This is a genomic window from Colwellia sp. (genome assembly GCF_013214175.1).
Lineage (GTDB): Bacteria > Pseudomonadota > Gammaproteobacteria > Enterobacterales > Alteromonadaceae > Colwellia.
Map to the genome: position 1 here is coordinate 241,017 of NZ_JABSPA010000003.1, position 24,583 is coordinate 265,599.

Genomic DNA, 24,583 nt, shown 5'->3' on the forward strand with positions numbered 1-24,583 from the left:
CAAGTGAATAAAATAGTGTAGAATTAGCGCAATTAGTTTTATCCCTTTTTACACTTAAATCCTCAGGAGTCCTCTTGGAATTTTTATACGAATACGGAATGTTTTTAGCCAAAACTGTTACTTTCGTTTTGGCGGTCATTGCCATTATCATCGCCATTGCTGGTGCCGCAATGAAACAGCAGCACAAAAAAGGTGAGCTTGAAATTACTGACTTGTCTGAGCAATTTATCGAGACAGAAGAAGATATTATTCATGCCTTATTAACCAAGGAAGAATATAAAGAAAAAGAAAAAGCAGATAAAAAACAAGCAAAAGAAAAAGCTAAGGCCGATAAAGCAAAAGTTAAAGCTGGCGAAGACGCTGAGCCAAGTAAAGCCCATGTTTTTGTTGTTGATTTTAATGGCAGTATCGATGCTAAAGAAGTTAGTTCGTTACGTGAAGAAGTGACAGCGATACTTTCTGTGGCCAAGCCAGAAGATGAAGTATTTATTCGTTTAGAAAGTGGCGGCGGTATGGTGCATGGCTATGGTTTAGCCTCTTCACAACTTGACCGTATTCGTCTGCATAATATTCCACTGACAGTATCAGTAGACAAAGTAGCGGCTAGTGGCGGTTATATGATGGCTTGTGTAGCTAACAATATTATCTCAGCTCCGTTTGCCATTCTTGGTTCGATTGGTGTTATTGCACAGGTACCAAACTTTAACAAATTACTGAAAAAACATGATATTGAATTTGAGCAATTTACTGCCGGTGAATTTAAACGCACAGTGACTATGTTTGGTGAAAACACAGAGAAAGGTAAAGAGAAGTTTATTGAAGAGTTGGAAGAAACCCATGTGTTATTTAAAAACTTTGTAAGTGAGCGTAGACCTAGCTTAGATATTGCGAAAGTAGCAACCGGTGAGCACTGGTTTGGTACTACCGCCTTAGAGCTAGGTTTAGTTGATAGCATCCAAACTAGTGATGACTATTTACAAGGAAAAAGTAAAAGTCATAAAGTAGTTGCGATAAAGTTTGAAGTGAAGAAAGGTTTAGCTGAGAAGTTTTCAAAAGCAGCTTCATTATCTGCAGAAAGCTTTATTGGCAAGTTGTTACAACGCAATAATATTTTTCCTAGTTAGATATGAGCTAGGTTTGAATTAGATATGAGTTAGACATGAAGCAGGCACCAGTTAGTCATTGCCTCGCTAGGTTTACTTTTATAGTAACTAATTCATAACCTCGTTCTGATATCAACAAAAAAGCCTTGCTGAGTTTACTCAACAAGGCTTTTTTAATCACTAATAGCCAGTTATAAGGCTAGCCTTTAGTTTTATTTTAGTTATCTTTTAAGTGCTTGAAGTCAATCTCTTCAATGTTATGACCGGCTTTTGGGTCTAAATACATATCTTCATCAAACTGATCTTCACTCTTAGCTATCACTACACTTACCATACTGTCGCCGGTAACATTAACTGCAGTACGAGTCATATCAAGTATACGGTCAACACCTATAATTAACGCAATACCTTCCACAGGTAAACCTACTTGATCTAATACCATGGCTAACATGATCAAACCAACACCTGGAACACCGGCCGTGCCAATAGAGGCGAGAGTCGCGGTAAGTACAACGGTTAAGTAGTCAGCCAAAGTTAAGTCTTGAGTAAATACTTGTGCGATAAATACGGTGGCGACACCTTGCATAATTGCTGTGCCATCCATATTAATGGTGGCACCCAGTGGCACAGTAAATGAAGCAATGGAGTTTTTAACGCCCATTTTCTTAGTGGCAGTTTCTAAAGTAACCGGAATGGTAGCGTTAGAGCTGGCAGTCGAGAAGGCAAAAATTGCAGCGTCGCGCATTTTCTTTAAAAAGATTAGCGGGTTTAAACCGGTTAACATTTTTAAGATAATAGGGTAAGTCACTAAAGCATGAATAACTAAGACAAAGAATACGACAAAGAAGTATTTTATTAAGTTGCCAAAGGTGTCTAGTGACACAGTGGTAAATAAGGTTGCTAATAATGCAAAAACGCCATAAGGGGCGATATTCATTAAAATGGTTACCAGGCGCATGATTACTTCACTTAAATCTTCAAATAATGAAGCTATGCGTTCACCGGCTTTTCCTGAAAGTGCAATGGCAATACCAAAGAGTAGTGCAAAAACAATTATCTGTAACATGTTGCCTTGGGCAAATGAAGCAAAAGGGTTAGTAGGGAACATTTGAATTATAACTTGCGCTAAAGACGGCGCTTCTCTACTGGTAAAGCTGCTATTCGATACCATATTTACTCCTTCTCCCGGAGCAATAAGTAGGGCGACAAAAATAGCAAAACTGATAGCAATGGCAGTGGTGGCAAGATATAAGCCAATAGCTTTACCACCGATTCGGCCAAGTTTACTGGTATCTTTCAACGAGCAAACGCCACAAACTAGTGAGACAAAAACTAGTGGTACAACGAGCATACGCAAACTGGCCATAAATATCTGCCCGATAACCTCTAGCACACCATCAACCAGTAAACCTCTCAGAGATAAATCAAAGAAATAAAGGTTGATAAGCTTGTCAGAGCCATTTGGCATTAACCACTGTAAGAAGGTGCCTAATAAAATACCGCTAACCATACCGATAACAATACGGCTAGTTAAACTGGTTTTTTTGAGGGCGGGGGAAGTTGTTTGTTCAATTGTCATAGTGTCTATGTTACTTCAGCTAGGTTGTAAGTTAAGTTGTAATTATTATACATATATTACACTTCCAATTTTCAGCGCTAAGGTTAGCAATAATTACCTAGATTAAAAACTACTTTATTACAGCTATTGATAAAGCTGCAATAAGTTAAAAACTGGTTAACTTATTAACTGAAGGTGATTTTTTTTTAATAACCAGTACCTTTTTGTTATTTATAAGTTAATATGGTTAAAGTATGTAAAATTAAAAATAAATTTAGGGAAGCTTTATGCAGTTACTTCGACGTTTAAGTTTTACCATGTTACTCATGTCGATGATGACTTTAGTAGCCTGTGGTGATGGAGATGGTGATCTTACAGGTGGTGATGATGGTGGCGGTTCATCAGGTGGCGCTATAGTTACCATAACAAAGTCAGATGGTGATTTATCAGCAGATAATGATATTACTATCTTTACATCTATATTATTAGAAAGTGATAATTCGCCTGTAGTTAATAAACTTGTTACTTTTACCTTAAATGACCCAGCAATGGCAACTTTTGATCCTGTTATAGGTACTGCAGTTACCGATGCTGCAGGTGTCGCTCAAATTACCGTTAAAGTAACTGATGTTGCTGGTGGTGTTGAAGTTATAGCGAGCGTGACCTCAACCACAACTTCAGACTCAGCTACCGTTTCAATCGGTTTTACTAGTCTAGGTGATGGTCAGGGAACTCCTCCTATAGGTGAACCTGTAGCAGCTTCTATAAAATTATTTACCAGTACACAGCAATTGGCTTCTAGTGGCGCACAGTCCATTGAACTTACTGCTATTGCTAAAGATGCCAGTAACAATTTAGTCGAAGGAGTAACAATTAACTTTGCCAGTGATACCGGTTCGTTAGAGAAAATTTTAGATGAAATTGGTAACAGTACAAATGTTACTGGTCCAGATGGCAAAGTGAGTATGATGCTCTCTACTCAGGCCGAGCCAAGTAATCGAGTGATCACAGTTACAATTATTAGTGGTGATGTTACAGACTCATTAACTATAGATGTGGTTGGAACAGCGTTAACTTTAACAGGCTCTGCTTCTCTAGCGCTAAACGATGAGGCTAACTATATTGTTAATGTTTTAGACTCTGATGGCAATGGTGTCCCTAAAGCCGTAGTAGATATTTCTTTATCTGGTGCGTCAACAGAAAGCCCTGCAGGCGCTGTTGCAGTAATTACTTTACCAGCAACGGTTACTACAGACGCTGAAGGACAAGCCATAGTTAAAGCTACGGGTACCAGTGGTGGCACTAATACTATTATAATTTCAGCTCTTGGTGCGTCAGCGACTCAAAATGTATCAGTGCAAGCAGACTCATTCTTGTTTACTAATTTTAGTAATGGCACTACTACAGTAAACCCATCTGTTACTCCTATTGTTCCCGATGTATCTTTGACACAAATGGCTTCTGTGACGCTTACTTGGAAAAGGGAACTTACTCCTGTAGTTGGGAAGGTCGTTACGTTTACAACCACGCGAGGTCTTTTGTTAGCAAATGATGGTGTAACTCCCATATCAGAAGGGACGACTAATACAGACGGTCAAGTTACTGTTAATTTAACTTCTACTGATGCAGGTAAAGCGATAGTTACCCTTGTCGGTTTTGATAATGTTGATGGTAAAGATATTGAATTAACTAACCAACTCGAGTTTGAATTTTTTGCTGACACTGCCGCGAGCATTAAAGCACAAGCTTCACCTAATTCCATAGGTCCTAATGAGCAAACCTCTACCATCTCTGTAGTGGTAAAAGATGCTAATGGCAATTTGGTTAAAAATAAACGAATTAAATTTGTTTTAGAAGATGTTAGTGGCGGTTCTATTTTCCCTGCTACAGCCGTTACAGATAGTAGTGGTAGTGCTTCAACAGTTTATACTTCTAATAGTACTTCTGCAAAAGATGCTGTTGTGGTGACTGCTAGTGTTGAAGAAGAGCCATCAATAAATGATATTGTGAACTTAACTGTTTCAGAGCGAGGATTGTTTATATCCTTGGGTACAGGAAGAACATTACTTGCCCCTGAGGGTGAAACAACTCTTTACATCAAAGAGTACTCCATTCTTGTTTCCGATACACTGTCTAAAGCCGTGCCTGATGTTGTACTTACTGTTTCAGCAGTACCAGAAAGCTATTATAAAGGTTTCTGGATGAGAACTTATGATGGTGACGACTTTAAGGGGTGGGCTGATGCAGGCTTTGGATCAATAGAAAAACCTACCTCATACATTGCCACGACTAAGTGCGCCAATGAAGATATTAACTTTAATGGTATTTTAGATGCGGGAGAAGACTTTAATGGTGATGGTGAATTGACTCCTGGAAATATCGTTACGTTTAGTACTGGAGATACTACAACCGCTAATTTTGTTACGGATGCCAGCGGGCATGCTTTAATCAAGGTATATTATCAGCAAAGTTACGCTCGATGGCTTGACATAAGGCTCATAGTCTCAGGTAAAGTCATAGGTAGTGAAGGCTCGACTCAGACAATATTTACCTTGCCGGTACTTGCTGAACATGTAAATTCTGAAGACGCCTCCCCTCCTCATCAAGGTCTTAATCATAGAGGGCCGTTTGGTTTATCAAATGTATGTAGTGATAATATAAGTCAAGATCCACCTTAATTACGGTGTATCTTGCTCCTAATGAAAGGCTCCTAAGGGAGCCTTTTTTGATCTGGCAGCTTAAAATTAAAGTTACTTCGCCATTTCCTCAAGTAAAAATGCCGAAATCTCAGCGCCAACTTTCAATGTTTTATCTCTGCCAACTTCACCTTGGCCTGAGCTATCAGTGAAAGGGGCAATCTCCATCATATCAGCGCCGGTAATGGGGTATTTTGCCGCTAAGGCACGCAATATATCCATAGCATCACTTGGCATTAATCCATCAGGCTCTGGTGTTCCTGTTGCACTAGCAAAGCTTTCATCAATGGCATCTATATCAAAGCTTACATAAAGCTCGTCAATATTTTCATCTTTAAGTTGGTTAAGAATATTCTCTATAGTTTGTTGGATACCATGGGCTTTCATATCTTTTGCCCAATGTTGTCTAACACCAAAGGTATCTTCCCAGTGACTTTGTGGTCTACCGCTAGAGCGAATGCCTATTTGAATTAAATGATGTTTTTCATGCAAGTCATCTAAAATATGGGTACACCAAGAGCCGAAACATAAATCAATGCCTAAACGTTCTACCAATAAATCGGTGTGAGCATCAAAATGAATTATTGCGGCGCGTTTTCCTTGTTGCTTTTTAGCTTGTAAGTAGGCTTTGGTTAATGGGTAACTAACACTGTGGTCACCGCCAATACCAAAAATACCTTTTTCAGGGAATTCAGCATAGAAGTCATGCAAAACATCTTCAGTGATAGTTAATGGGCTAATAGCATAACTACTATTCTCATCTTGATAAAGTGCCTTTCTGCAGTTGGCTATTGTCGCTTCATTTAAATATTTGTCTGCAAGTAAATGAGGAATAACACGAACATCGCCCATGTCAAAAGCGGTCAGTTCGGGATAGTTCTCTAGCAAATTAGCGCGTAAGAATAACGGTCCCCAGTTAGCACCACGTAAAATTCCTCCACCACAATCTGATGCTATACCTAAAATAACTGCTTTAGACGCCTCTGGAAGCTTATTTAACGATGCTTTCCATAAATCATCAACATCCACAGCTTGTCCGAAAATAGTTTTATGTAATTGCTCTTTACGCTCTTTAGCGGTATTAACGGTAAATACGCCGTTGCCTGGTGGACACAAACAATTGCTGAGTTTGTTATAAAATTCTGATGTAATAGTTGTCATTTGAAGTCTCTGTTTGATTATTTACTTGGATCATCAGTTGCGCTGGCTGACCCTTATAGATTCATAATTTGAATTTTTTAACAATATGCTCTTATGTTTTATCGCAAAGTCTATTATGATTGCCGCTAAAAATAGGCAAAGTGTCACTTAGCGCACAGTGTTATCAATAAATGCCTATTATAGCTAAAACCCCTATGTGGGTGAATAGCATTCCCTGAGAAGTAAAATAATTACTTGTCAGTTTGCATATTTATAGATATACCTATAGATAGTTATGCAGAGATTAATTTTAAATAACATGTTTTTTTTATCGCTAGCATGGTCATAACAAGTACGCTCGCACTTTGTTGATTAGATTAGCGTTTGAATAAAAAGGCAAAAAATAATTTGCCTTTATCGAAGGATTATAAATTTTTATGGCAAAATCACTGGTTATTGTCGAGTCGCCAGCCAAAGCGAAAACAATTAATAAATATTTAGGCAAAGACTTTATTGTAAAGTCGAGTGTTGGTCATATACGTGATCTTCCGCACAGCAGTACGGGTAAAAAAGTTGCTGCTAAGTCTCCGGCTGAGGTGCGTAAAATGGCGCCTGCAGCAAAAGCCAAATATAAAGCAAAGCGTGACAAGCAAGCGCTTGTCAATCGTATGGGCATTGATCCAGAAAATAACTGGGCAGCCAATTATCAAATACTGCCAGGTAAAGAAAAAGTTGTTAGTGAACTGCAAAAGCTGGCAGAAAAAGCTGACATTATCTATCTCGCAACCGATTTGGATCGCGAGGGAGAGGCGATTGCTTGGCATTTAAAAGAGATTATTGGTGGTGACGATGAAAAATTCCGCCGTGTTGTTTTTAATGAAATAACCGAAAGCTCTATTCAACAAGCATTTGCTACCCCAGGTGAATTGAGTATGCCTGGTGTTAATGCTCAGCAAGCGAGACGTTTTCTCGATCGCGTGGTTGGCTTTATGGTCAGCCCACTATTGTGGAAAAAAGTTGCACGTGGTTTATCAGCAGGACGAGTTCAATCTGTTGCAGTAAAATTAGTGGTCGAAAAAGAACGTGAAATTAAAGCGTTTGATCCAAAAGAGTTTTGGGACATCGCTGTTGATACCCATGCAACGACAGGTGAAGTACTAACCCTTGATGTTACCCATGAAAATGGCAAAGCATTTAAACCAACTACTGAAAAAGAAACTAATGCCGCTTTAGCAATACTAAATCCGGCTGATTATGCTGTCAGTAAACGTGAAGATAGACCGTCAAAAAGTACACCGTCGGCACCTTTCATTACTTCGACATTACAGCAAGCAGCCAGTACTAAATTAGGTTATGGCGTAAAACGTACTATGGGCTTAGCCCAACGTTTGTATGAAGCGGGTCATATAACTTATATGCGTACCGATTCAACCAATTTAAGTAAAGATGCGGTAGAAATGTGCCGTAAGTACATTACTGATAGCTTTGGTGAAAATTACTTACCTGAAAAGCCGAAAACATATGGCTCTAAAGCGGGTGCACAAGAGGCACATGAAGCAATACGCCCATCTAATGTTAAGCTTGAAGCTGCATTTCTTGAAGGTATTGAGCCTGATGCGAAAAAGCTTTATGAGCTGATTTGGCGCCAGTTTGTTGCCTGTCAAATGACTGCTGCTCGCTATACCGTAAGTACCTTAACAATTAGCGCTGCTAACTTTGATTTAAAAGCTAAAGGCCGAGTGATGCAGTTTGATGGTTGGACTAAAGTTCATCCACAGCTAAGCAAAGGTGATGATACCCACTTACCTGATTTAAAGGTTGGTGAAAAATTAACTTTAGATAATATTGAACCAAGCCAGCATTTTACTAAACCACCAGCTCGTTTTGGTGAAGCATCATTAGTAAAAGAGTTAGAAAAACGTTCCATAGGCAGACCGTCAACCTATGCGTCAATTATTTCAACGATTCAAGATCGTGGTTATGTCCGACTAGACAAAAAACGTTTCTACGCTGAAAAAATGGGTGAAATTGTTACTAACAGTTTATCTGGCAGCTTCGAAAAGTTAATGAGCTACGAGTTCACTTCAAATATGGAACAAGAGCTTGATGAAATAGCAGCCGGTAAGGCTGATTGGAAAGCTGTTTTAGACGAGTTTTATAAAAACTTTACCAAGCAATTATCAAAAGCTGATCAACCATCTGAAGAGGGTGGTATGCAAAATAATGAGCCAGTCTTAACAGATATTGATTGCCCGACCTGTAATCGTAAAATGGGCATTCGAACTGCTCAAACTGGTGTGTTTTTAGGTTGCTCTGGCTACGCTTTACCACCAAAAGAACGCTGTACTAAAACCATGAACTTAACCGCTGGTGCAGAAGCTGAAAGTGTTTTAGCTGAAGATGCTGAAACCGAAGCGCTTATGGCAATGCGTCGTTGTGATAAATGTGGCACCGCGATGGACAGCTACCTTATCGACGAAACACGTAAGTTACATGTTTGTGGTAATAACCCGGTATGTGATGGCATTGAAGTCGAAAAGGGTGAATTTAAGATTAAAGGTTACGACGGACCAATTTTAGATTGTGACCGTTGTGAAGCACCAATGGAGTTGAAATCTGGCCGTTTTGGTAAGTATTTTGATTGTACTAATGAAGAATGTAAAAACACTCGTAAATTGCTTGCTAGTGGTGAAGCTGCGCCGCCTAAAGAAGACCCGGTACAATTACCTGAGCTTGAATGTGAAAAATCTGACGCTCACTTTGTTCTTCGTGATGGCGCTGCCGGAATTTTCTTAGCTGCGCATACTTTTCCTCGCTCAAGAGAAACTAGAGCACCGAAAGTCGCTGAGTTACAACGATTTAGAGACAGGATTTCCGAAAAATTCTATTACTTAGCTGATGCACCCGCAGAAGATAATGAAGGGAATTTAGCGGTAGTACGTTACAGTCGTAAAACCAAAGAGCAGTACGTAATGACTGAGATTGCTACTGACGAAGGTAAGCCGAAAGCAACTGGCTGGACAGCCAAGTATATTGACGGTAAGTGGGTAGAAGATATACCTAAGAAAAAAGTAGCGAAAAAGAAAGCCGCTAAAAAGCCGGCAGCGAAAAAAACTGCAAGTAAAGCTAAAGCCGCTAAGAAAGTAGATACAAAATCATCCTAGAGAATTTATTCTAGTTTGAATACAAAAATAGATACCTTTGGGTATCTATTTTTTTGTCTAATTTTCGTCTTTTCTATCTAGTATGATATCAACATACAGTCCTAACCTAAGCCCTAATCTAAGTCCTCTAATTCATCTAGAACCTTTCTAGCTTGTGCTAAAGTACAATCAGTTAGTGCCATTAAGGCGGTGACGGTAAGATTATCAAGGCGAATAGCCAGTGCTAACAGGTTATCATGGTTTAAATGTTGATATTCTCTTTTAAGTAATTTGCCAAGCCATAGCCAACTTTCTTCTTGCTCTTGCTCGATAAGTTTAACTAGGGCTTGTATTTGACTAAAGTTAGCTTTGAGTTGCCAATTCCTAGAGCGGCCAATACGGTTTAAGTCACAGCCTAATTGCCTTATATGGGCTTTTAAAGCGTATGCCTTAATCGTTCGACGAACAAAGGCAGGCAAGTTGATGGTAAGGATTACTTCCACGGGGAACGGGTCTTAAATTGTTAAAATAAAGCCAGCAGTAAGCTGGCTTAGAGAAAAACTTACCACTTTTTCTTCGGTTGGAATAATAAGTCTAATTCATTTTCTTCACTTTTTGCTTTTTTCGCGGCATCTTTAGCATTCGTATGTTTCAATGCATCAGTAATATCTTCTAATTGTTGCGTTACCTCAGCATGCTTTGCCGCCACATAGTCAGTTTTAACGGTACTGTTTGCTAAACTTTGTAGAGCCTTCTCAAAGTATTGCCTGGCTGAACCAAGCATCTCTTTACTAAAGGCTTGAGTCCCGCGTTTAACTAAACTTTCAATATTGATTTTTAACTGCATGGTCGCTAATTTTTGATCTTCTGCGGTAAAGGTTTGCGCATCTAATGCACCTTTGCTTTGTTCTGATTTAAGTACGGCGCGTAATTTTTTAATACATTGTAAAATAGCAACAAGTTGTTGTTCGTTATCAGGCAGGACAAAATTATCGTCGACACCGGCTTGATTTTCAGCAAGATCTTCTGAGGCTTTTAAGCGAGACTTTAATTCTTGAGCTCTTTTTTTGATACCTTTAACTTCTGGCATAAGTTCTTGCATGTTTTTTGCTGCATTTAAGCTGCGGCGGTTTAATATTTTCACAATATTAGGATTACTTGGTAAATTTGCTAAATTAAAAATAAGCTCTTCACTTTCATCTATAATCGCTTTTTGCTTAGCTACCTTAACGCGCTTTTCAGCTTCTAACTTTTCTTTATGTTGTTGAATAGAGGTCACCACAACAACAATAACGATTAAGGCAATGATTAACCCAACAATAATAGCGATCATCTAAGATTCTCTTGAATAAATAAACTACTAGGCAGTCTACAAAAAATGCTTTGCTTAGCATAGGACTAGTTGCACATTTAATGCAAAAAATGGCTGAACAAAGGTATTTATAAATACAGTATAACGAAGGAAAAAAAACTTTATCGAATTTAGCTGAAGTGGTAAAGATTATTTACAAAAAGTAAAAAATTATTATGGTATAAATGTTCGATTAAGTATATTATTTTGGTATAAGAACGTTAAAAACCTCGTATTTATTAATGCCACTTGAGTATTCATATGAAATTACAGCAGCTGCGTTACATCGTTGAAGTATTAAATAATAATCTAAATGTTTCTGCCACGGCAGATAGTTTGTTTACCTCTCAGCCAGGTATCTCTAAACAAGTGAGAATGCTTGAAGATGAGCTAGGTATTCAAATATTCGGTCGAAGTGGCAAGCATCTAACGCATGTCACAGAAGCTGGTCAAGATGTCATTGATATTGCAACGAAAATCTTATCAAAAGTTGAAGCTATTAAAGCGGTTGCCCGTGAACATACTCAGCCTGATGAAGGTAAATTACGTATTGCTACCACACATACTCAAGCTCGTTACGCCTTACCCGATGTTATTAAGGGGTTTATTAAAAGGTATAGCAAAGTTTCGTTGCATATGTCTCAAGGCACACCGGCACAAATAAGTGACGCTGCCGCTAAAGGTGATGCTGATTTTGCTATCGCTACAGAGTCGCTACACTTGTACAACGATTTGGTCATGCTACCTTGCTACCATTGGAATCGAAGTATCATTGTTCGACCTGATCATGCTTTAGCCAAAAAACAAAATATCACCATAGCGGATATTGCGCAATATTCACTGGTGACTTATGTTTTTGGTTTTACTGGACGTTCTGAGCTCGATGCTGCTTTTGATGCCGCAGGTGAAAAACCGAAAATTGCTTTCACCGCGACAGATGCCGACGTAATTAAAACCTATGTACGTTTAGGCGTCGGTGTTGGCGTGATTGCTTCCATGGCAATTGACCAACGTATTGATAGTGATCTTGTAGTCATTGATGCCAGTCATTTATTTAAAGCAAGTACCACTAAAATTGGTTTTAGACGAGGTAGCTTCTTACGTGCGTACATGTACGACTTTATTGAGCGATTTGCTCCTCATTTAACAAAAGATATTGTCACCCGTGCTATGTTATTGAAAAATAATAATGAGGTTGATGAGTTTTTAAAAGATATAAAATTACCCACTCGCTAAAAATGATTTATCACTAGAGCAATAATTACTTATTGCTCTAGTTAGGCGTATTTTGAAAGCTAACTAGCCATATAATCTAAGAAACTTCGCCTGTAAATCATCTTTATTTTCGATATGTTCAGCATCTGGTTTTACACAATCGATGGGACAGACACTTACGCAAGTCGGCTTTTCATAGTGGCCGACACATTCAGTACATTTATCTGCATCTATTTCATAAACTTCAGCGCCAAGGGAAATCGCATCGTTCGGGCATTCCGGATCGCACATATCACAATTGATACATGAATCTAAAATTTTTAATGCCATATTGCTAATCCTATCCAGTTAATGCCCGGCTATTTATAGCCAGAATAGTCGCCATTATTATGTTCAAACCTTTATTTTAGCTACTAAGCTTGTTGGTTTTGTGCAAAAGGATGGCGCGTAGTGCCAACTTCTTCTAAATAGCGCATGATAATACCAAAAGATAGTTCTAGCTCTGTATCAAGTTCAATGGCTACTTTATGGCCAGAGCCTTTTGCATCACTAATACTTTCACCGTTTTTGCTATTAATCATCTTATGTAGGGTAAATGTTTGATTGCCATTAGGGGTCATCAACTCAAGCCTGTCTCCTGTTAGGAATTTATTTTTCACATCAATTTCAACAAGGCCTGTTTGTTCATTTCGTCCGAGTACCTCACCAACAAATTGCTGAGAATCACTTTTTGAATAGCCGTAATCATAGTTTTGTGTATCACCATGGCGGTGACGTTGTAAAAAACCTTCGGTATAGCCACGGTGTGCCAGGTGTTCTAACTCAGTATTAAGACTTGGATTAAATGGTTTTTCTGCTACGGCATCATTGATCGCTTTGCCATATACTTGCGCCGTTCTTGCGCAGTAATAATAAGATTTCGTTCGGCCTTCAATTTTCAATGAGTGCACACCAATCTTTACCAAGCGCTCAACGTGTTCGACCGCACGTAAATCTTTAGAGTTCATGATGTAGGTACCATGTTCATCTTCAAATGCTGGCATATATTCACCAGGGCGACCTTGCTCTTGTAGTAAAATGACATCATCAATAGGCTTTTGTGGGGCAGTGATAATATCTTGCTCGGGTAGATAAATATCAACAGATTTAGGTTTGACAGCAATAATGTCACCCGTTTCAGTCTCTTTCGCTTCATGAGTGTCATACTTCCAGCGACAAGAGTTAGTACAAGTTCCTTGGTTGGGATCGCGTTTATTAATATAGCCGGAAAGTAAGCAGCGACCAGAATACGCCATGCACAAAGCGCCATGGACAAAAACTTCTAATTCCATATCAGGGCAATGAAAGCGAATATCTTCAATTTCATCAAGGGATAGCTCTCTTGATAGTATTACTCGTTCTATACCTTGTTGTTGCCAGAACTTAACCGTGGCCCAATTGACTGCGTTTGCTTGTACTGATAAGTGAATCGGCATGTCCGGGAAGTTTTCTCTAACCAGCATAATAAGACCAGGATCTGACATGATTAATGCGTCTGGTTGCATGGCAATAATAGGAGTAATATCTTTAAGAAAAGTTTTTAGCTTACCGTTATGTGGAGCAATATTATTAACTAGGTAGAATTTTTTACCGAGTTGATGGGCTTCATTAATACCTATTTGAATATTCTCTAAAGTAAACTCATTATTCCTGACTCGTAAGGAGTAACGTGGTTGACCGGCATAAACGGCATCAGCACCGTAGGCAAAAGCATAGCGCATGTTTTTTAAGCTACCAGCGGGAGAAAGAAGTTCAGGTTTTATCATAGGGTACTCAAATAGTATTAAATAATAATGACGCAATAAAAATAGGCGGCAAATTATACTCAATAGAGATTACCGCTACCATTTGCAATTAAGCTAAGCATGATCTGGATCAACGTTAACCTTGCTTTAAGCAGAGTCGCGTGGGTAACTCGCTTTTTTGTGCTAACAACTGCCTTTGCTATTCACTTGAAAATCATTAAGAAAAAATATTACTTTTAGAAAAATGTGCTACTTTTAATGTTAAGCACAATAAAAATAAAGGTGGATTTATGGCAACTGAAAATGCCCTGTATACGATTTTGACTGAGAAGATAAAACAAGACACCCTTGTACTGCCTACATTACCTGAGATAGCATTAAAAGTAAGAAGCGCTGCCGATGACCCTGAGATTAACTTAAATGATATGAGCGATATTATTGCTCAGGATCCTGCTCTATCTTTAGGTATGCTTAAAGTGGCTAATAACGCGATTTTAGGACGTAGCGTTAAAGTTGAAACGGTTCCACAAGCAGTGACTCGTATAGGTTTAAGACAAATTAAAAGTATTGCCACGGCAATGGCAATAGAGCAGGTCTTTGTATCACATAACGATGTGGTAACTATGTATATGAACAAAGCTTGGTTAAAAACTATAGATATTGCTTCGGTGGCAGTAAGCCTTATGGCTCTGTATTTAAAGGAGCACAAACACACTTCGCTCTCCTTAGATACGATAACTTTGGCGGCACTCATTCATAATATCGGTGTGTTACCAATTTTAACTGAGGCTGAAAATCACCCCGATGTTTTTGCTAATCCGACTTTTTTACAGCAAGCTATTATTAAGTTATCAGGACGAGTAGGGGGAGCAATCACGCGCAGTTGGGGATTTTCTGAAGAGTTTACCTTATTAGCAGAGAGTTGGAGTGACTTAACTATTTTGCCTACTGAGGTGCACTATTTAGATTTCATACGTGCCGGGGCTATTTATCATAATGTCTTCAAAAATGAGTCAACTAAAGAGGCGCTTTTAACGAGTTATACCAAGAAAGGAATATTACCTGAAGTAGACTATATGGACAGTGATGAATTTAAAGAAAAATGTGATGCAGTTAGGGCAATGTTTATCTAGCTAACGTATATTGGCTATAAAAATTAGCATCATTGTGTATAAGAAAGAGGGCGATATATTATCGCCCTCTTATCTTGTCAAAAAAGTTTAAATAAACTAGGTTAATCTTTTTCTAAAGGATCTGTCGTTTTCATAGAAAACTCAGCTAACAGTTCACTAATAAATCTATTCAATTCACCAGCCATCAAAGCAAAATCAGCATCAAGTTTAGCAACAATGTCATCGCTATCAATATCGTCATTTTGTTCTTGGATAACATCAAAGAACTTAAGGCGCTTAATCGCTAAGTCCTCACATAAAATAAATGACAGAGATTCATCCCATTCAAGAGCTATCTTAACAACATATTTATCTGCATCTAAATGGGTTTGAATCTCTTCGCTAATTAAGTCTTGGTTCTTAACTCTAACAACCGCGCCATCATCACCTAAGGCGTTAAATTCTGCTTCCATTCCTAGAGTGAACTTACCACCTAGGCTTTTTTTATTTAGCCAATCGGTCATGGTTTCATCGACACAAATATCAGGGTCAAAGCTAGTAACAGGAAGAGTGCCAAGTACTTTGCGTAATAATGCTAATAAGTCTTCTGCTTTACCACGTGAACTGGAATTGATAACGATAATATTATTTACTGGGCTAATATAGGCATGGGTGTCGGTTATACGAGAAAAGGCACGCGGTAGTAATTCAAAAGTTATATCTTCTTTGAATTGTTCGCGCTCTTTTTTAGTGGCTCCACGGCCTTGCTCTTGCTCAAGTAGATTAACTTTCTTCTCGACCATATCTTTAATAACGGAAGCAGGAAGCATTTTTTCTTCTTTGCGAGCGCAAATTAAAAAATTACCGTTGGAGCTATGAACACTAGTATCGCCATGCTTGCCTAAAGCATTAATCCAACCAAAGTGTGCTACTTCAGTCGAGCCCAATGGAGTAAAAAGATGTTCCGATAAGTGTTTTTCTAAGTCTTCCTCTGACCATTCAAATGGACGAGTAAAGGCAAAAAAGTATAAGTTTTTAAACCACATAAGTAATTCCTAGGCTGATAAGGGAGTATTTTGGCGATTATCATACCTGAATTATGCTCTTTAGACAGCAAGCTTTTAACTATACCTCATATCTGGAAAGCTCATGTGATAGCTTAAGCCTTCACTCTCTTTTGAATATGCCTCGATAGAGCCATTAAGAGTGTCTTCTATAAGGTTCTTGATAATATGTGTGCCTAAACCAGTTCCACCTTTGCTTGCTTTTGTGGTGTAAAAAGGATCAAATAACTTCTCAAGCTGCTCCTCATTAACTCCGACACCATTATCACGATAAAGTATCACTAGCCTTTGCTGATCTAGAGCAATATCAATGGTCATTTCGCCTCGGTTTATATTTGCGAAAGCATGAGCAATGGAATTGATGATTAAATTTATAATAATTTGCGCGATAGCTCCGGGATGAGTATAAATTTCAATGTGTGGATCGCAATTGATTTTTACACTATGGTCAGTTTTCTTTAATTTCGGGTGAATTGAACGGATAATTTCATCAAGATATTTAGCGACATTGATTAACCTTATCTTGTCATTGGTTTGATCGACAGCGACCTGCTTAAAGCTGGCGATTAGTTCCGCAGCTCTTTGTAAATTACTTAATAAAAGCTCAACACTGTGCTGAGCATTATCAATGAAACTGTCGATAGTGCGCTTAGACAGTTGTTGTGCATTGATGTCTTGCTGTAATTTATGGATGATATCTGAGAGATAGCTGGTCGAGGTAATACTAATACCAATAGGAGTATTAATTTCATGAGAAATTTCGGCACTCAGTGCGCCAAGTGACGACATCTTTTCGGCTTCCAATAGTCTATCTTGAGCTTTACTCAATTCAATTATCGAGCTTTTTAAATCTTTATTGGTGGTGATCAACGTACTTTCGGTTTTACGGCGACGATTATTTTCTGCTTCTAACTGATGTTGCTGAGCCAACATGTCTTTTTGTTGTACTTCCATTCGTAATAAGGTACTGCTTAACGTGGAGGTTTTTCTAGCAACCTCTTGTTCAAGTAATAAGTTTTGTTCATCTAATTTATCGTTGGCTAAGCTTGTTTCTCGTTGGGATAAGGCCAGCTTGTCTTTGAATTCAATTAACTCATCTATAAGGTTGTTATAAGCATCTTCGAGCACATTAAGCTCATTTCTTTCATTATTCATATTATGAAATTTAGATGCTTCAGGATCATGTAGATCGAGTTGCTTCATTTGGTCAGTGAGTTCTTGTAATGGCTCGGTTAATAGCTTGGTAAAAGCCAATGAGAATAGGAAAATTAGAAAGGCGGTTTTTACAATGGCGTTACCGATGAGAAAGTATATTCCTACCTCAATCCGAGCAAATATAACATCATTGCTCGATAACAAAGTAACGGTGCCAACGGTTGTTGTTCTACCTGAAAACTCAAATATTAATGGGAAAGAGTGTCCAAATAACCCCTCACTGAGTGAACTTATACTTTGATGCTCGTTATACATTTCTTCAGAGGCTTGAGAAGGAAAGGTAAGTACTTCGCCAAGTTGAGTGATAACATTGTTAGCTTCATCAGTTACGGTAATTCCCTTGATCATAGGAATGGCGATTAAGCCTTCTGATATATCAACAGCTTGTTGAGTATTAAGCTCCCAAACTGCCCGGGTTAAACTGCCACTAATGGTTTTTTGTAATGTCAGTAGCTCACTATTGATATGACTTTTGGTGTTAAAATATTCAGCAATAATTTGAATGCCAGTAACACTAAAGGTCAAAATAAAATAAACAGAGAGTACTTTAGATAGCAGTTTTCTAGATATGCTGGTTATTTTCATATCAGTTATCTTTTAGGTGATTTTAGGCGCTTATTGTTAATTCTAGTTAATCCATTTTAAAAGTGCGCGAAATTAAAATACATAGTCTAAAATTATGTTAATTAATTCAATTGAAACATTATTTTATCTAAATAGATACTAAGACATATATGGATATTATTTATGAATATAATTTTATGACCGTAACAAAAGCGTAATAAAGATCTTGTAGAGTGTTCAACTATAAATTAGTCAACTTACTTACAGTTTATTATTTAGGGATGTTTATGAAACATATTATCGTTTTTTACCGAAAGTTAAATATTTCATTACAACAAACTGAAGATAAAACCGCCAAATTATAATAATTGAACAATCATTAATTACTCAAGGTTTAACAAAATGAAATTTACGAAAAAAGCACTACTAATCGCAATGTTTTATACTGCCACAGTACCTGCCATGGCTGCATCTGTAGATGTTTATGGTAGAGCAGATATTTCAGTTCAGTCATCAGATGAAGGCGACGGTAAATTTACTGAAATTAAAAGCAACGCTTCACGAATTGGTTTTAAAGGCACTCATGAATTAAGTCAAGACCTAGAAGTTGTCTATAAAGCTGAATTTGAAGTAGATATGGACGGTGATAGCAGTGATGTCTTCAAAGGGCGTAACCAATATATCGGTTTACGTGGCTTGTTTGGCGAAGTTCTACTTGGCAAAAATGATACCATGTTAAAACAGTCTCAAGGTAAAGTGGATATCTTTAGTGATCACAATGGTGATATCAAACACCTTTGGGTTGGTGAAAATCGCTTAAGTGATACCCTAAGTTATAAATCACCTAAATTTAAAGGTTTACAGTTAGGCTTGACCTATATGGCTGAAGACGAGTTAGATGGAGAAGATGCTTACTCTATGGCTGTTTTTTACGGTGATAAGAGCTTAAAGAAATCAAAAATCTATGCTGCAGTTGCATTTGATTCTGATGTGAAAGGAAAGTCCAAAGATGGCGCAGTTTCAGGGCACTTTGATACAATGCGCGCTACTGTATCGGGTAAAATTGCAGGCATCACTTTAGGTTTGATGTTACAAAGTCAAGAAGAGATTGAAACAGGTGCTGAAATGGACGGTGTGATGGTTTCAGCCAAGTATTCTTTTGATAACCTTACCTTAAAAGGACAGTTTCAAGGTGCAGATCATAAAGATGGTGACAACCGTAGTGGCTTAACTGCGGGTATAGATTACAAACTTGCGAAAAGTACTAAGCTCTATGTTTTTTATACTAACTTTGATTTAGATAGCGATAACGACCAAGATTATTTAGCTGCGGGTATTCAGTATAAGTTCTAAATTTTAATAGCATTAGTAGTGCTTAGTAAATAATTATCAATAAAAAGTCGCATCAGCGACTTTTTTCTTGCTTACGTTTAAAGTCTAGTCAATACCAATCCGTATAATAAAATGATCATTTAGCGAGAGTTTAAAGGCTAATAGGCAAGGCATTGATTGCAGGTAAGGGGTTATTCAGGAGGAATAGGCTCCTGCATTCTCTATTAAGCTGCATCTATGCAGCGTCCTTATCATAATAAATAACGCAGTATATCATCCTTTAAAACTCGCTCTTTGGAAACACCATGATAATTTCACAAAATATGCTTGATGTAGAATAACTATAACTACGCATATTTTGATTGTTCTAATGTCACCCATGCAGTTCTAAGTGATCACTTCTTTATGCGAAATGGTATATATATCAACAAATTTCTCTTATTGTCATAAAAGTGTCATTTAACTTATGCACAATAACCTATCGAGTGTGATCTTTTGTTAATATTCATTTATTAACATTAGGCCTATCAGTAAGTCATATTATTAGGGTGTATACATGAGTCGGAATATTTTAGTCGTTGAGGATGAGACCCCAATTAGGGAAATGATTAGCTTTGTATTAGATCAAAATGGTTTTAATGCGATTGAAGCGTGTGATATCGAGCAAGCCTTGGAAAAAATTCGTGAACCCTACCCAGATTTAATCTTACTCGACTGGATGTTACCTGGTGGCACAGGGGTTTCTTTGGCAAAGAAACTAAAGCAAAATGAATACACCCGTAACATCCCTATCATTATGTTAACAGCCCGAAGTGATGAAGATGATAAGGTAAAAGGCTTTGAAGCAGGAGTCGATGACTATGTGACTAAACCTTTTTCCCCAAAAGAGCTTATAGCCCGTATTAAGGCGGTTATTCGTCGTGTTTCACCTACGTCTCTGGAAGAAGAAGTGGACTTTCATGGTCTAAAACTCGATCCCGTCTCCCATCGTGTGGCTATTAACGGCAATAGTTTAGCGCTAGGGCCTACCGAGTTTAGATTATTACACTTCTTTATGACTCACCCTGAAAGGGTATATTCCCGTGAACAGTTGCTTGATAATGTTTGGGGTACCAATATTTATGTTGAAGACCGAACGGTTGATGTGCACATAAGACGTTTGCGAAAAGCCATTTCAGGTGAAGGTCATGAGGAATTTGTACAAACGGTACGTGGTGCAGGCTACCGATTTTCTGGTAAATTAAAGAAGTAAACTTCCGGTCATTATGTTGATATTGCAAAATAATTAGGCAATCATGTATTTTCGTTTATCTTTTAAAAATATAGTTTCTCGTTTATTGGCCATACTGATTGCAAGCGCTTTCGTTGGATGGTTATTCGATTACGTACTGTTAGTTATGCTGGCAAGCAGCATATTCTTATTAATATGGCATTATCATCACCTATTTAAGTTAATTAAATGGTTATGGCAATCAAAGGCACTGTCTCCTCCGCAAGCAAGTGGTGTTTGGGGATACTTATATGATGGTCTATACCGGCAAATTAAGCTGCAGCGAAATAAACAAAAGCAGTTGAATGAAAAAATTCGCCGTTTTCGTGATGGTGCTGAAGCGCTTCCTGATGCGGCATTGATGTTATCAGAAGAATTAACCATCGAATGGGGCAATAAAAAAGCACAGCGACTTTTGGGTGTTAGATGGCCCGATGACTTTGGTGTACGAATCGATAACTTGTTGCGTGCGCCAGAATTTTCTGATTATTTAGCGTTAGAGAATTTTGAATCACCTTGTCTGTTAATTTCACCTGTACATCCAGCGGTGCAATTAGAGATACGTATTATGGCGTATGGTAGCGAGCATGTTCTCCTCTTGGCTAGGGATATTTCTAATCTCCAGCGTTTAGAGGATATGCGCCGTGACTTTGTTGCCAATGTCTCACATGAATTAAAAACACCTTTAACCGTTGTTCGCGGTTATGTTGAAATGATTCAAGCCTCAAAAGAAGAATTTGATCCTCATTGGCAAAAAGCATTTCAGACTATTGAAGGTCAAGTCTCTCGCATGGACCGTCTCGTTGAGCAATTACTTAATCTGGCGAAAGTAGAAAACAATAGTAATGATGAAAAACAATGGGTTGATATGGGCCAATTAATTACTAGCTTGGTTGATGAGGTCGCTTGGCTTAATCAGGAAAAGCAGCACCAAATTTCCCTAGATATTAGCACCAACGTTTACGTTTTTGGTTGTGAAACTGAGCTTAAAAGTGCTTGTGCTAACCTTTTATCTAATGCTATTGCCTATACTCCGGCAAATGGTTGTATCGATGTGAGTTGGCAGCTACAGGGCGATAAAGCTGTTTTTTCTGTCAAAGATAACGGAGATGGCATTAAACCTGAAGATGTTAATCGTTTAACTGAGCGTTTTTATCGTATTGATAGGTCGAGATCTAGAGATACTGGTGGCTCTGGTCTAGGGCTAGCAATAGTAAAGCACGTTTTGCATCACCATCAAGCTGAATTGGTTATTAATAGCCATTGGGGCCAAGGTAGTGAATTTTCAATTTATTTTGATAAAAGTATCTTATCTGAGTCTACGGCTAGCTAATATTGAAGTTAAATATTGTTTTATAGTTGTCCGTCATAATCCTGTCATAAAACATCCATATAATTGTCATATTCACTTCGTATAGTGTGCATAACCAAACAGTTCAAACTCTTATTGGAGACACCATGAGTTTAAAAAAAGTATTAAGTATTATTAGTTTATCAAGTTTAGTTAGTTTTTCTGCACTGGCGCTTGATGCAAATCTACCGGAATATAAAAAAGTTAGTGGTATATCTGGCAATGTATCTTCAGTTGGCTCTGATACCTTGGCAAATATGATGACTTTTTGGGCCGAAGATTTTAAGCGCACTTACCCAAATGTAAATATACAAATTCAAGCCGCTGGGTCATCAACTGCTCCACCGGCTTTAACTGAAGCCACTTCCAACCTTGGCCCTATGAGTCGTAAAATGAAAATGCGCGAGATTGAAGCTTTTCAAAAACGTTATGGCTATAAACCAACTCGAGTTAGAGTGGCTATCGATGCCTTAGCCGTATTTGTTCATAAAGATAACCCGATAAAAGGGTTAACAATTGCTCAAGTCGACGCTATATTCTCTAATAATCGTAAGTGTGGAGCTGATAAGGATATTGACCGTTGGGGAGATCTTGGTTTATCAGGCGCTTGGACAGGTAAAGATGTGCAGTTGTATGGCCGAAACTCTGTTTCTGGTACCTATGGCTACTTTAAAAAGAAAGCTTTATGTAAGGGCGACTTTAAAAATAGTGTCAATGAGCAACCAGGCTCAGCATCTGTAGTTCAGTCAGTATCCGCTTCACTGAACGGTATCGGTTACTCAGGTATTGGTTACCGTACATCTGGAGTACGTGCTTTGCCTTTAGCTAAAAAAGGCCACGATTATATTGAAGCTAATATGGAAAATGCTATTTCAGGGAAATATCCATTATCAAGATATTTATATGTTTACGTAAATAAACACCCTAATAAGTCACTGCCACCTATGGAAGCTGAATTCTTGAAAATGATACTGTCTAAATCGGGTCAAGCCATTGTTGAAAAAGATGGTTATATCCCTTTACCTAGCAAGGTAGTGGCTAAAGAGTATAAGAAGTTAGGACTGCTTTAAAGTTTTATTATTTATTAGGCTGCACTACTCAGCTGAAGCAAATAAAGCGAACTTGAATTAAAGTTCGCTTTATTTTATCCCCTTGTTTACTGCATTAATCCCCCCTCAAATTGATAATCAATTTTCTAAGTCATACAACTAACGCTAAAAGATAGATAATTACTTTGTTTCATTGATATAATATAAACAGCTTTTGTTGTTGCTTATTTTGAAGGAAAGGTATGGAAATTATTTTAGCAAACCCTCGTGGTTTTTGTGCGGGTGTTGATAGAGCAATCAGCATTGTTGAACGCGCTTTAGATTTATTTGGCGCGCCTATCTATGTTCGCCATGAAGTAGTACACAACAAGTTTGTTGTTGATGGCTTAAAAAAACGTGGCGCTATCTTTGTTGATGAACTTGATGAAATACCTGACGATAACACCGTGATTTTCAGTGCTCATGGCGTCTCTAAAGTGGTAAGGGATGAAGCTAAAGCTCGAGCATTAAAAGTATTTGATGCGACATGCCCCTTAGTAACCAAAGTTCATATGGAAGTATCTCGTGTCAGCCGTAAAGATATCGAATGTATTCTTATCGGCCATGCAGGACACCCCGAAGTAGAAGGCACCATGGGACAATATAGTAGTGACTCTGCGGGTATTTACTTGGTTGAGTCAGCTGAAGATGTGGCTAACCTAGTGGTTAAAAATCCAGAAAAACTATACTTTTGCAGCCAAACCACCTTATCAGTAGATGACACTATGGATGTTATCACTGCACTTCAAGAAAAGTTCCCACTTATTGAAGGGCCGCGTAAAGACGATATTTGTTATGCAACTCAAAATCGTCAAGATGCTGTACGTGAAATAGCTGATAAAGTTGATCTTATGTTGGTTGTTGGTGCAAAAAACAGCTCTAATTCTAATCGCCTGAAAGAATTGGCCAGTAAAATGGGAGTGACTTCTTATTTAATTGATACCGCAGAAAATATTGAAATTGACTGGTTAACCGGAGTAGATAAAGTGGGAGTGACCGCAGGTGCATCGGCTCCAGCAGTACTCATTAAACAAGTTGTTGAGACTTTAAAAAGCTATGGTGGTCATGAGGTTATTGAGCATCCTGGTAAAGAAGAAAGCATAGTATTTGCAGTCCCAGCTGAATTGCGCTAGTCTTAATTTACTAGTTGAACGTAAAATAACTTGTTATGTTAGCGCTATGTTGTTAATTTAATTCACATAGTGCTAATGTACAGTTGTCGGTTAATTTGGATCAAAGAAATCTATTTCTAATCATTAATGAAGCAGTATTAGTGTTTTGGTTCTGATTAAGTTGGGCTGAAACCGTGAGTAGTAGCTGTACACATTAAAAATAATGATGAAGTGTTAGAAAAACTACTCTTAGTGAGTTGTGCTGTTTGTATGTATCCCAAGTGAACTCTGTGTTCTTGTACGTATACAGTATAGCTAAATATTAGCCATGGAAATGGTAGGGTAGTTAATTATGCAGTTAAAACCTAAAAACCTTCGAATGCTTTCTAGCAGAGGCTCTTATCGCCTTCACCTTTTACTCTTTTATAATATACTCAGTACATTGAGTTCTTCGCTTTATTTAGCTACTAGCAAGATTTTATTGC

18 protein-coding genes are annotated in these 24,583 nt (G+C 38.1%); 10 read left to right on the forward strand and 8 right to left on the reverse strand.

The annotated features are described in order from the left end of the window. Positions 1-74 precede the first annotated feature (74 nt). On the forward strand, positions 75-1,124 hold the full coding sequence (gene sohB, locus HRT55_RS09555; RefSeq protein ID WP_287206980.1) for a protease SohB: 1,050 nt from the start codon (positions 75-77) through the stop codon (positions 1,122-1,124). Between the two features lie 196 nt (positions 1,125-1,320). Here sohB and HRT55_RS09560 read toward each other — a convergent pair whose 3' ends face one another. After that, the gene (locus HRT55_RS09560; protein ID WP_291620796.1) at positions 1,321-2,682 is read right to left on the reverse strand and encodes a dicarboxylate/amino acid:cation symporter; all 1,362 of its coding nucleotides are present in this window, start codon (positions 2,680-2,682) and stop codon (positions 1,321-1,323) included. A 266-nt stretch (positions 2,683-2,948) separates the two neighbouring features. Between HRT55_RS09560 and HRT55_RS09565 the strand changes: the two genes are divergently transcribed. Next, positions 2,949-5,339 carry an Ig-like domain-containing protein gene (locus HRT55_RS09565; RefSeq protein ID WP_291620797.1) on the forward strand — a complete coding sequence of 797 codons (2,391 nt, stop codon included), beginning with the start codon at positions 2,949-2,951 and terminating at the stop codon, positions 5,337-5,339. A 72-nt stretch (positions 5,340-5,411) separates the two neighbouring features. Here the strand turns inward: HRT55_RS09565 and HRT55_RS09570 are convergent, their stop codons facing one another. Next, entirely contained in the window at positions 5,412-6,518 is a 1,107-nt protein-coding gene (locus tag HRT55_RS09570) for an arginase family protein (RefSeq protein WP_291620798.1), read from the reverse strand. A 416-nt stretch (positions 6,519-6,934) separates the two neighbouring features. Between HRT55_RS09570 and topA the strand changes: the two genes are divergently transcribed. Beyond that, on the forward strand, positions 6,935-9,661 hold the full coding sequence (topA, locus tag HRT55_RS09575; protein WP_291620799.1) for a type I DNA topoisomerase: 2,727 nt from the start codon (positions 6,935-6,937) through the stop codon (positions 9,659-9,661). A 113-nt stretch (positions 9,662-9,774) separates the two neighbouring features. Here the strand turns inward: topA and HRT55_RS09580 are convergent, their stop codons facing one another. Further along, positions 9,775-10,143, reverse strand: a complete 369-nt coding sequence (locus HRT55_RS09580; RefSeq protein WP_291620800.1) for a ribosome recycling factor family protein — start codon at positions 10,141-10,143, stop codon at positions 9,775-9,777. Between the two features lie 59 nt (positions 10,144-10,202). Further along, positions 10,203-10,973, reverse strand: coding sequence for a hypothetical protein (locus HRT55_RS09585; protein WP_291620802.1), 771 nt, complete (start codon positions 10,971-10,973; stop codon positions 10,203-10,205). Between the two features lie 279 nt (positions 10,974-11,252). Here HRT55_RS09585 and cysB point away from each other — a divergent pair, with 279 nt between their 5' ends. After that, complete coding sequence (gene cysB / locus HRT55_RS09590) at positions 11,253-12,227, forward strand: HTH-type transcriptional regulator CysB (protein WP_291620803.1); 975 nt, start codon at positions 11,253-11,255, stop codon at positions 12,225-12,227. Positions 12,228-12,290: 63 nt separating this feature from the next. Here the strand turns inward: cysB and HRT55_RS09595 are convergent, their stop codons facing one another. Further along, positions 12,291-12,536, reverse strand: a complete 246-nt coding sequence (locus tag HRT55_RS09595) for a YfhL family 4Fe-4S dicluster ferredoxin (RefSeq protein WP_291620805.1) — start codon at positions 12,534-12,536, stop codon at positions 12,291-12,293. An 83-nt stretch (positions 12,537-12,619) separates the two neighbouring features. Further along, entirely contained in the window at positions 12,620-14,011 is a 1,392-nt protein-coding gene (yegQ, locus tag HRT55_RS09600; protein ID WP_291620807.1) for a tRNA 5-hydroxyuridine modification protein YegQ, read from the reverse strand. A 269-nt stretch (positions 14,012-14,280) separates the two neighbouring features. Between yegQ and HRT55_RS09605 the strand changes: the two genes are divergently transcribed. After that, positions 14,281-15,123: an HDOD domain-containing protein gene (locus tag HRT55_RS09605; protein WP_291620808.1), complete on the forward strand. Its 843-nt coding sequence runs from the start codon at positions 14,281-14,283 to the stop codon at positions 15,121-15,123. Between the two features lie 101 nt (positions 15,124-15,224). Here the strand turns inward: HRT55_RS09605 and rdgC are convergent, their stop codons facing one another. Together rdgC and HRT55_RS09615 are read right to left on the reverse strand one after the other, a co-directional pair. Further along, the gene (rdgC, locus tag HRT55_RS09610; RefSeq protein ID WP_291613459.1) at positions 15,225-16,148 is read right to left on the reverse strand and encodes a recombination-associated protein RdgC; all 924 of its coding nucleotides are present in this window, start codon (positions 16,146-16,148) and stop codon (positions 15,225-15,227) included. A gap of 75 nt (positions 16,149-16,223) precedes the next feature. Continuing rightward, on the reverse strand, positions 16,224-17,966 hold the full coding sequence (locus HRT55_RS09615; RefSeq protein WP_291620809.1) for a sensor histidine kinase: 1,743 nt from the start codon (positions 17,964-17,966) through the stop codon (positions 16,224-16,226). 381 nt (positions 17,967-18,347) lie between these two features. Between HRT55_RS09615 and HRT55_RS09620 the strand changes: the two genes are divergently transcribed. The 5 genes from HRT55_RS09620 to ispH all read left to right on the forward strand — a co-directional run bounded on the left by HRT55_RS09620 (position 18,348) and on the right by ispH (position 24,119). Then, complete coding sequence (locus HRT55_RS09620; protein WP_291620810.1) at positions 18,348-19,298, forward strand: porin; 951 nt, start codon at positions 18,348-18,350, stop codon at positions 19,296-19,298. Positions 19,299-19,833: 535 nt separating this feature from the next. Then, a complete protein-coding gene (gene phoB, locus HRT55_RS09625) occupies positions 19,834-20,529 on the forward strand; it encodes a phosphate regulon transcriptional regulator PhoB (protein WP_291620811.1) in 696 nt (231 codons plus the stop codon). Between the two features lie 43 nt (positions 20,530-20,572). Beyond that, positions 20,573-21,880 carry a phosphate regulon sensor histidine kinase PhoR gene (gene phoR / locus HRT55_RS09630; protein WP_291620812.1) on the forward strand — a complete coding sequence of 436 codons (1,308 nt, stop codon included), beginning with the start codon at positions 20,573-20,575 and terminating at the stop codon, positions 21,878-21,880. A 125-nt stretch (positions 21,881-22,005) separates the two neighbouring features. Further along, entirely contained in the window at positions 22,006-22,968 is a 963-nt protein-coding gene (locus HRT55_RS09635) for a PstS family phosphate ABC transporter substrate-binding protein (protein ID WP_291620813.1), read from the forward strand. A gap of 221 nt (positions 22,969-23,189) precedes the next feature. After that, positions 23,190-24,119, forward strand: coding sequence for a 4-hydroxy-3-methylbut-2-enyl diphosphate reductase (gene ispH / locus HRT55_RS09640; RefSeq protein WP_291620815.1), 930 nt, complete (start codon positions 23,190-23,192; stop codon positions 24,117-24,119). Positions 24,120-24,583: the final 464 nt, after the last annotated feature.

Bases quoted from the DNA above. Each gene is read 5' to 3' on its own strand.
- HRT55_RS09605 (WP_291620808.1), top strand. From the start codon at position 14,281: ATGGCAACTGAAAATGCCCTGTATACGATTTTGACTGAGAAGATAAAA.
- yegQ (WP_291620807.1), bottom strand. From the start codon at position 14,011: ATGATAAAACCTGAACTTCTTTCTCCCGCTGGTAGCTTAAAAAACATG.
- rdgC (WP_291613459.1), bottom strand. From the start codon at position 16,148: ATGTGGTTTAAAAACTTATACTTTTTTGCCTTTACTCGTCCATTTGAA.
- HRT55_RS09565 (WP_291620797.1), top strand. From the start codon at position 2,949: ATGCAGTTACTTCGACGTTTAAGTTTTACCATGTTACTCATGTCGATG.
- HRT55_RS09620 (WP_291620810.1), top strand. From the start codon at position 18,348: ATGAAATTTACGAAAAAAGCACTACTAATCGCAATGTTTTATACTGCC.
- cysB (WP_291620803.1), top strand. From the start codon at position 11,253: ATGAAATTACAGCAGCTGCGTTACATCGTTGAAGTATTAAATAATAAT.
- ispH (WP_291620815.1), top strand. From the start codon at position 23,190: ATGGAAATTATTTTAGCAAACCCTCGTGGTTTTTGTGCGGGTGTTGAT.
- HRT55_RS09560 (WP_291620796.1), bottom strand. From the start codon at position 2,682: ATGACAATTGAACAAACAACTTCCCCCGCCCTCAAAAAAACCAGTTTA.
- HRT55_RS09635 (WP_291620813.1), top strand. From the start codon at position 22,006: ATGAGTTTAAAAAAAGTATTAAGTATTATTAGTTTATCAAGTTTAGTT.
- HRT55_RS09615 (WP_291620809.1), bottom strand. From the start codon at position 17,966: ATGAAAATAACCAGCATATCTAGAAAACTGCTATCTAAAGTACTCTCT.
- HRT55_RS09585 (WP_291620802.1), bottom strand. From the start codon at position 10,973: ATGATCGCTATTATTGTTGGGTTAATCATTGCCTTAATCGTTATTGTT.
- phoR (WP_291620812.1), top strand. From the start codon at position 20,573: ATGTATTTTCGTTTATCTTTTAAAAATATAGTTTCTCGTTTATTGGCC.
- HRT55_RS09570 (WP_291620798.1), bottom strand. From the start codon at position 6,518: ATGACAACTATTACATCAGAATTTTATAACAAACTCAGCAATTGTTTG.
- HRT55_RS09595 (WP_291620805.1), bottom strand. From the start codon at position 12,536: ATGGCATTAAAAATTTTAGATTCATGTATCAATTGTGATATGTGCGAT.
- phoB (WP_291620811.1), top strand. From the start codon at position 19,834: ATGAGTCGGAATATTTTAGTCGTTGAGGATGAGACCCCAATTAGGGAA.
- topA (WP_291620799.1), top strand. From the start codon at position 6,935: ATGGCAAAATCACTGGTTATTGTCGAGTCGCCAGCCAAAGCGAAAACA.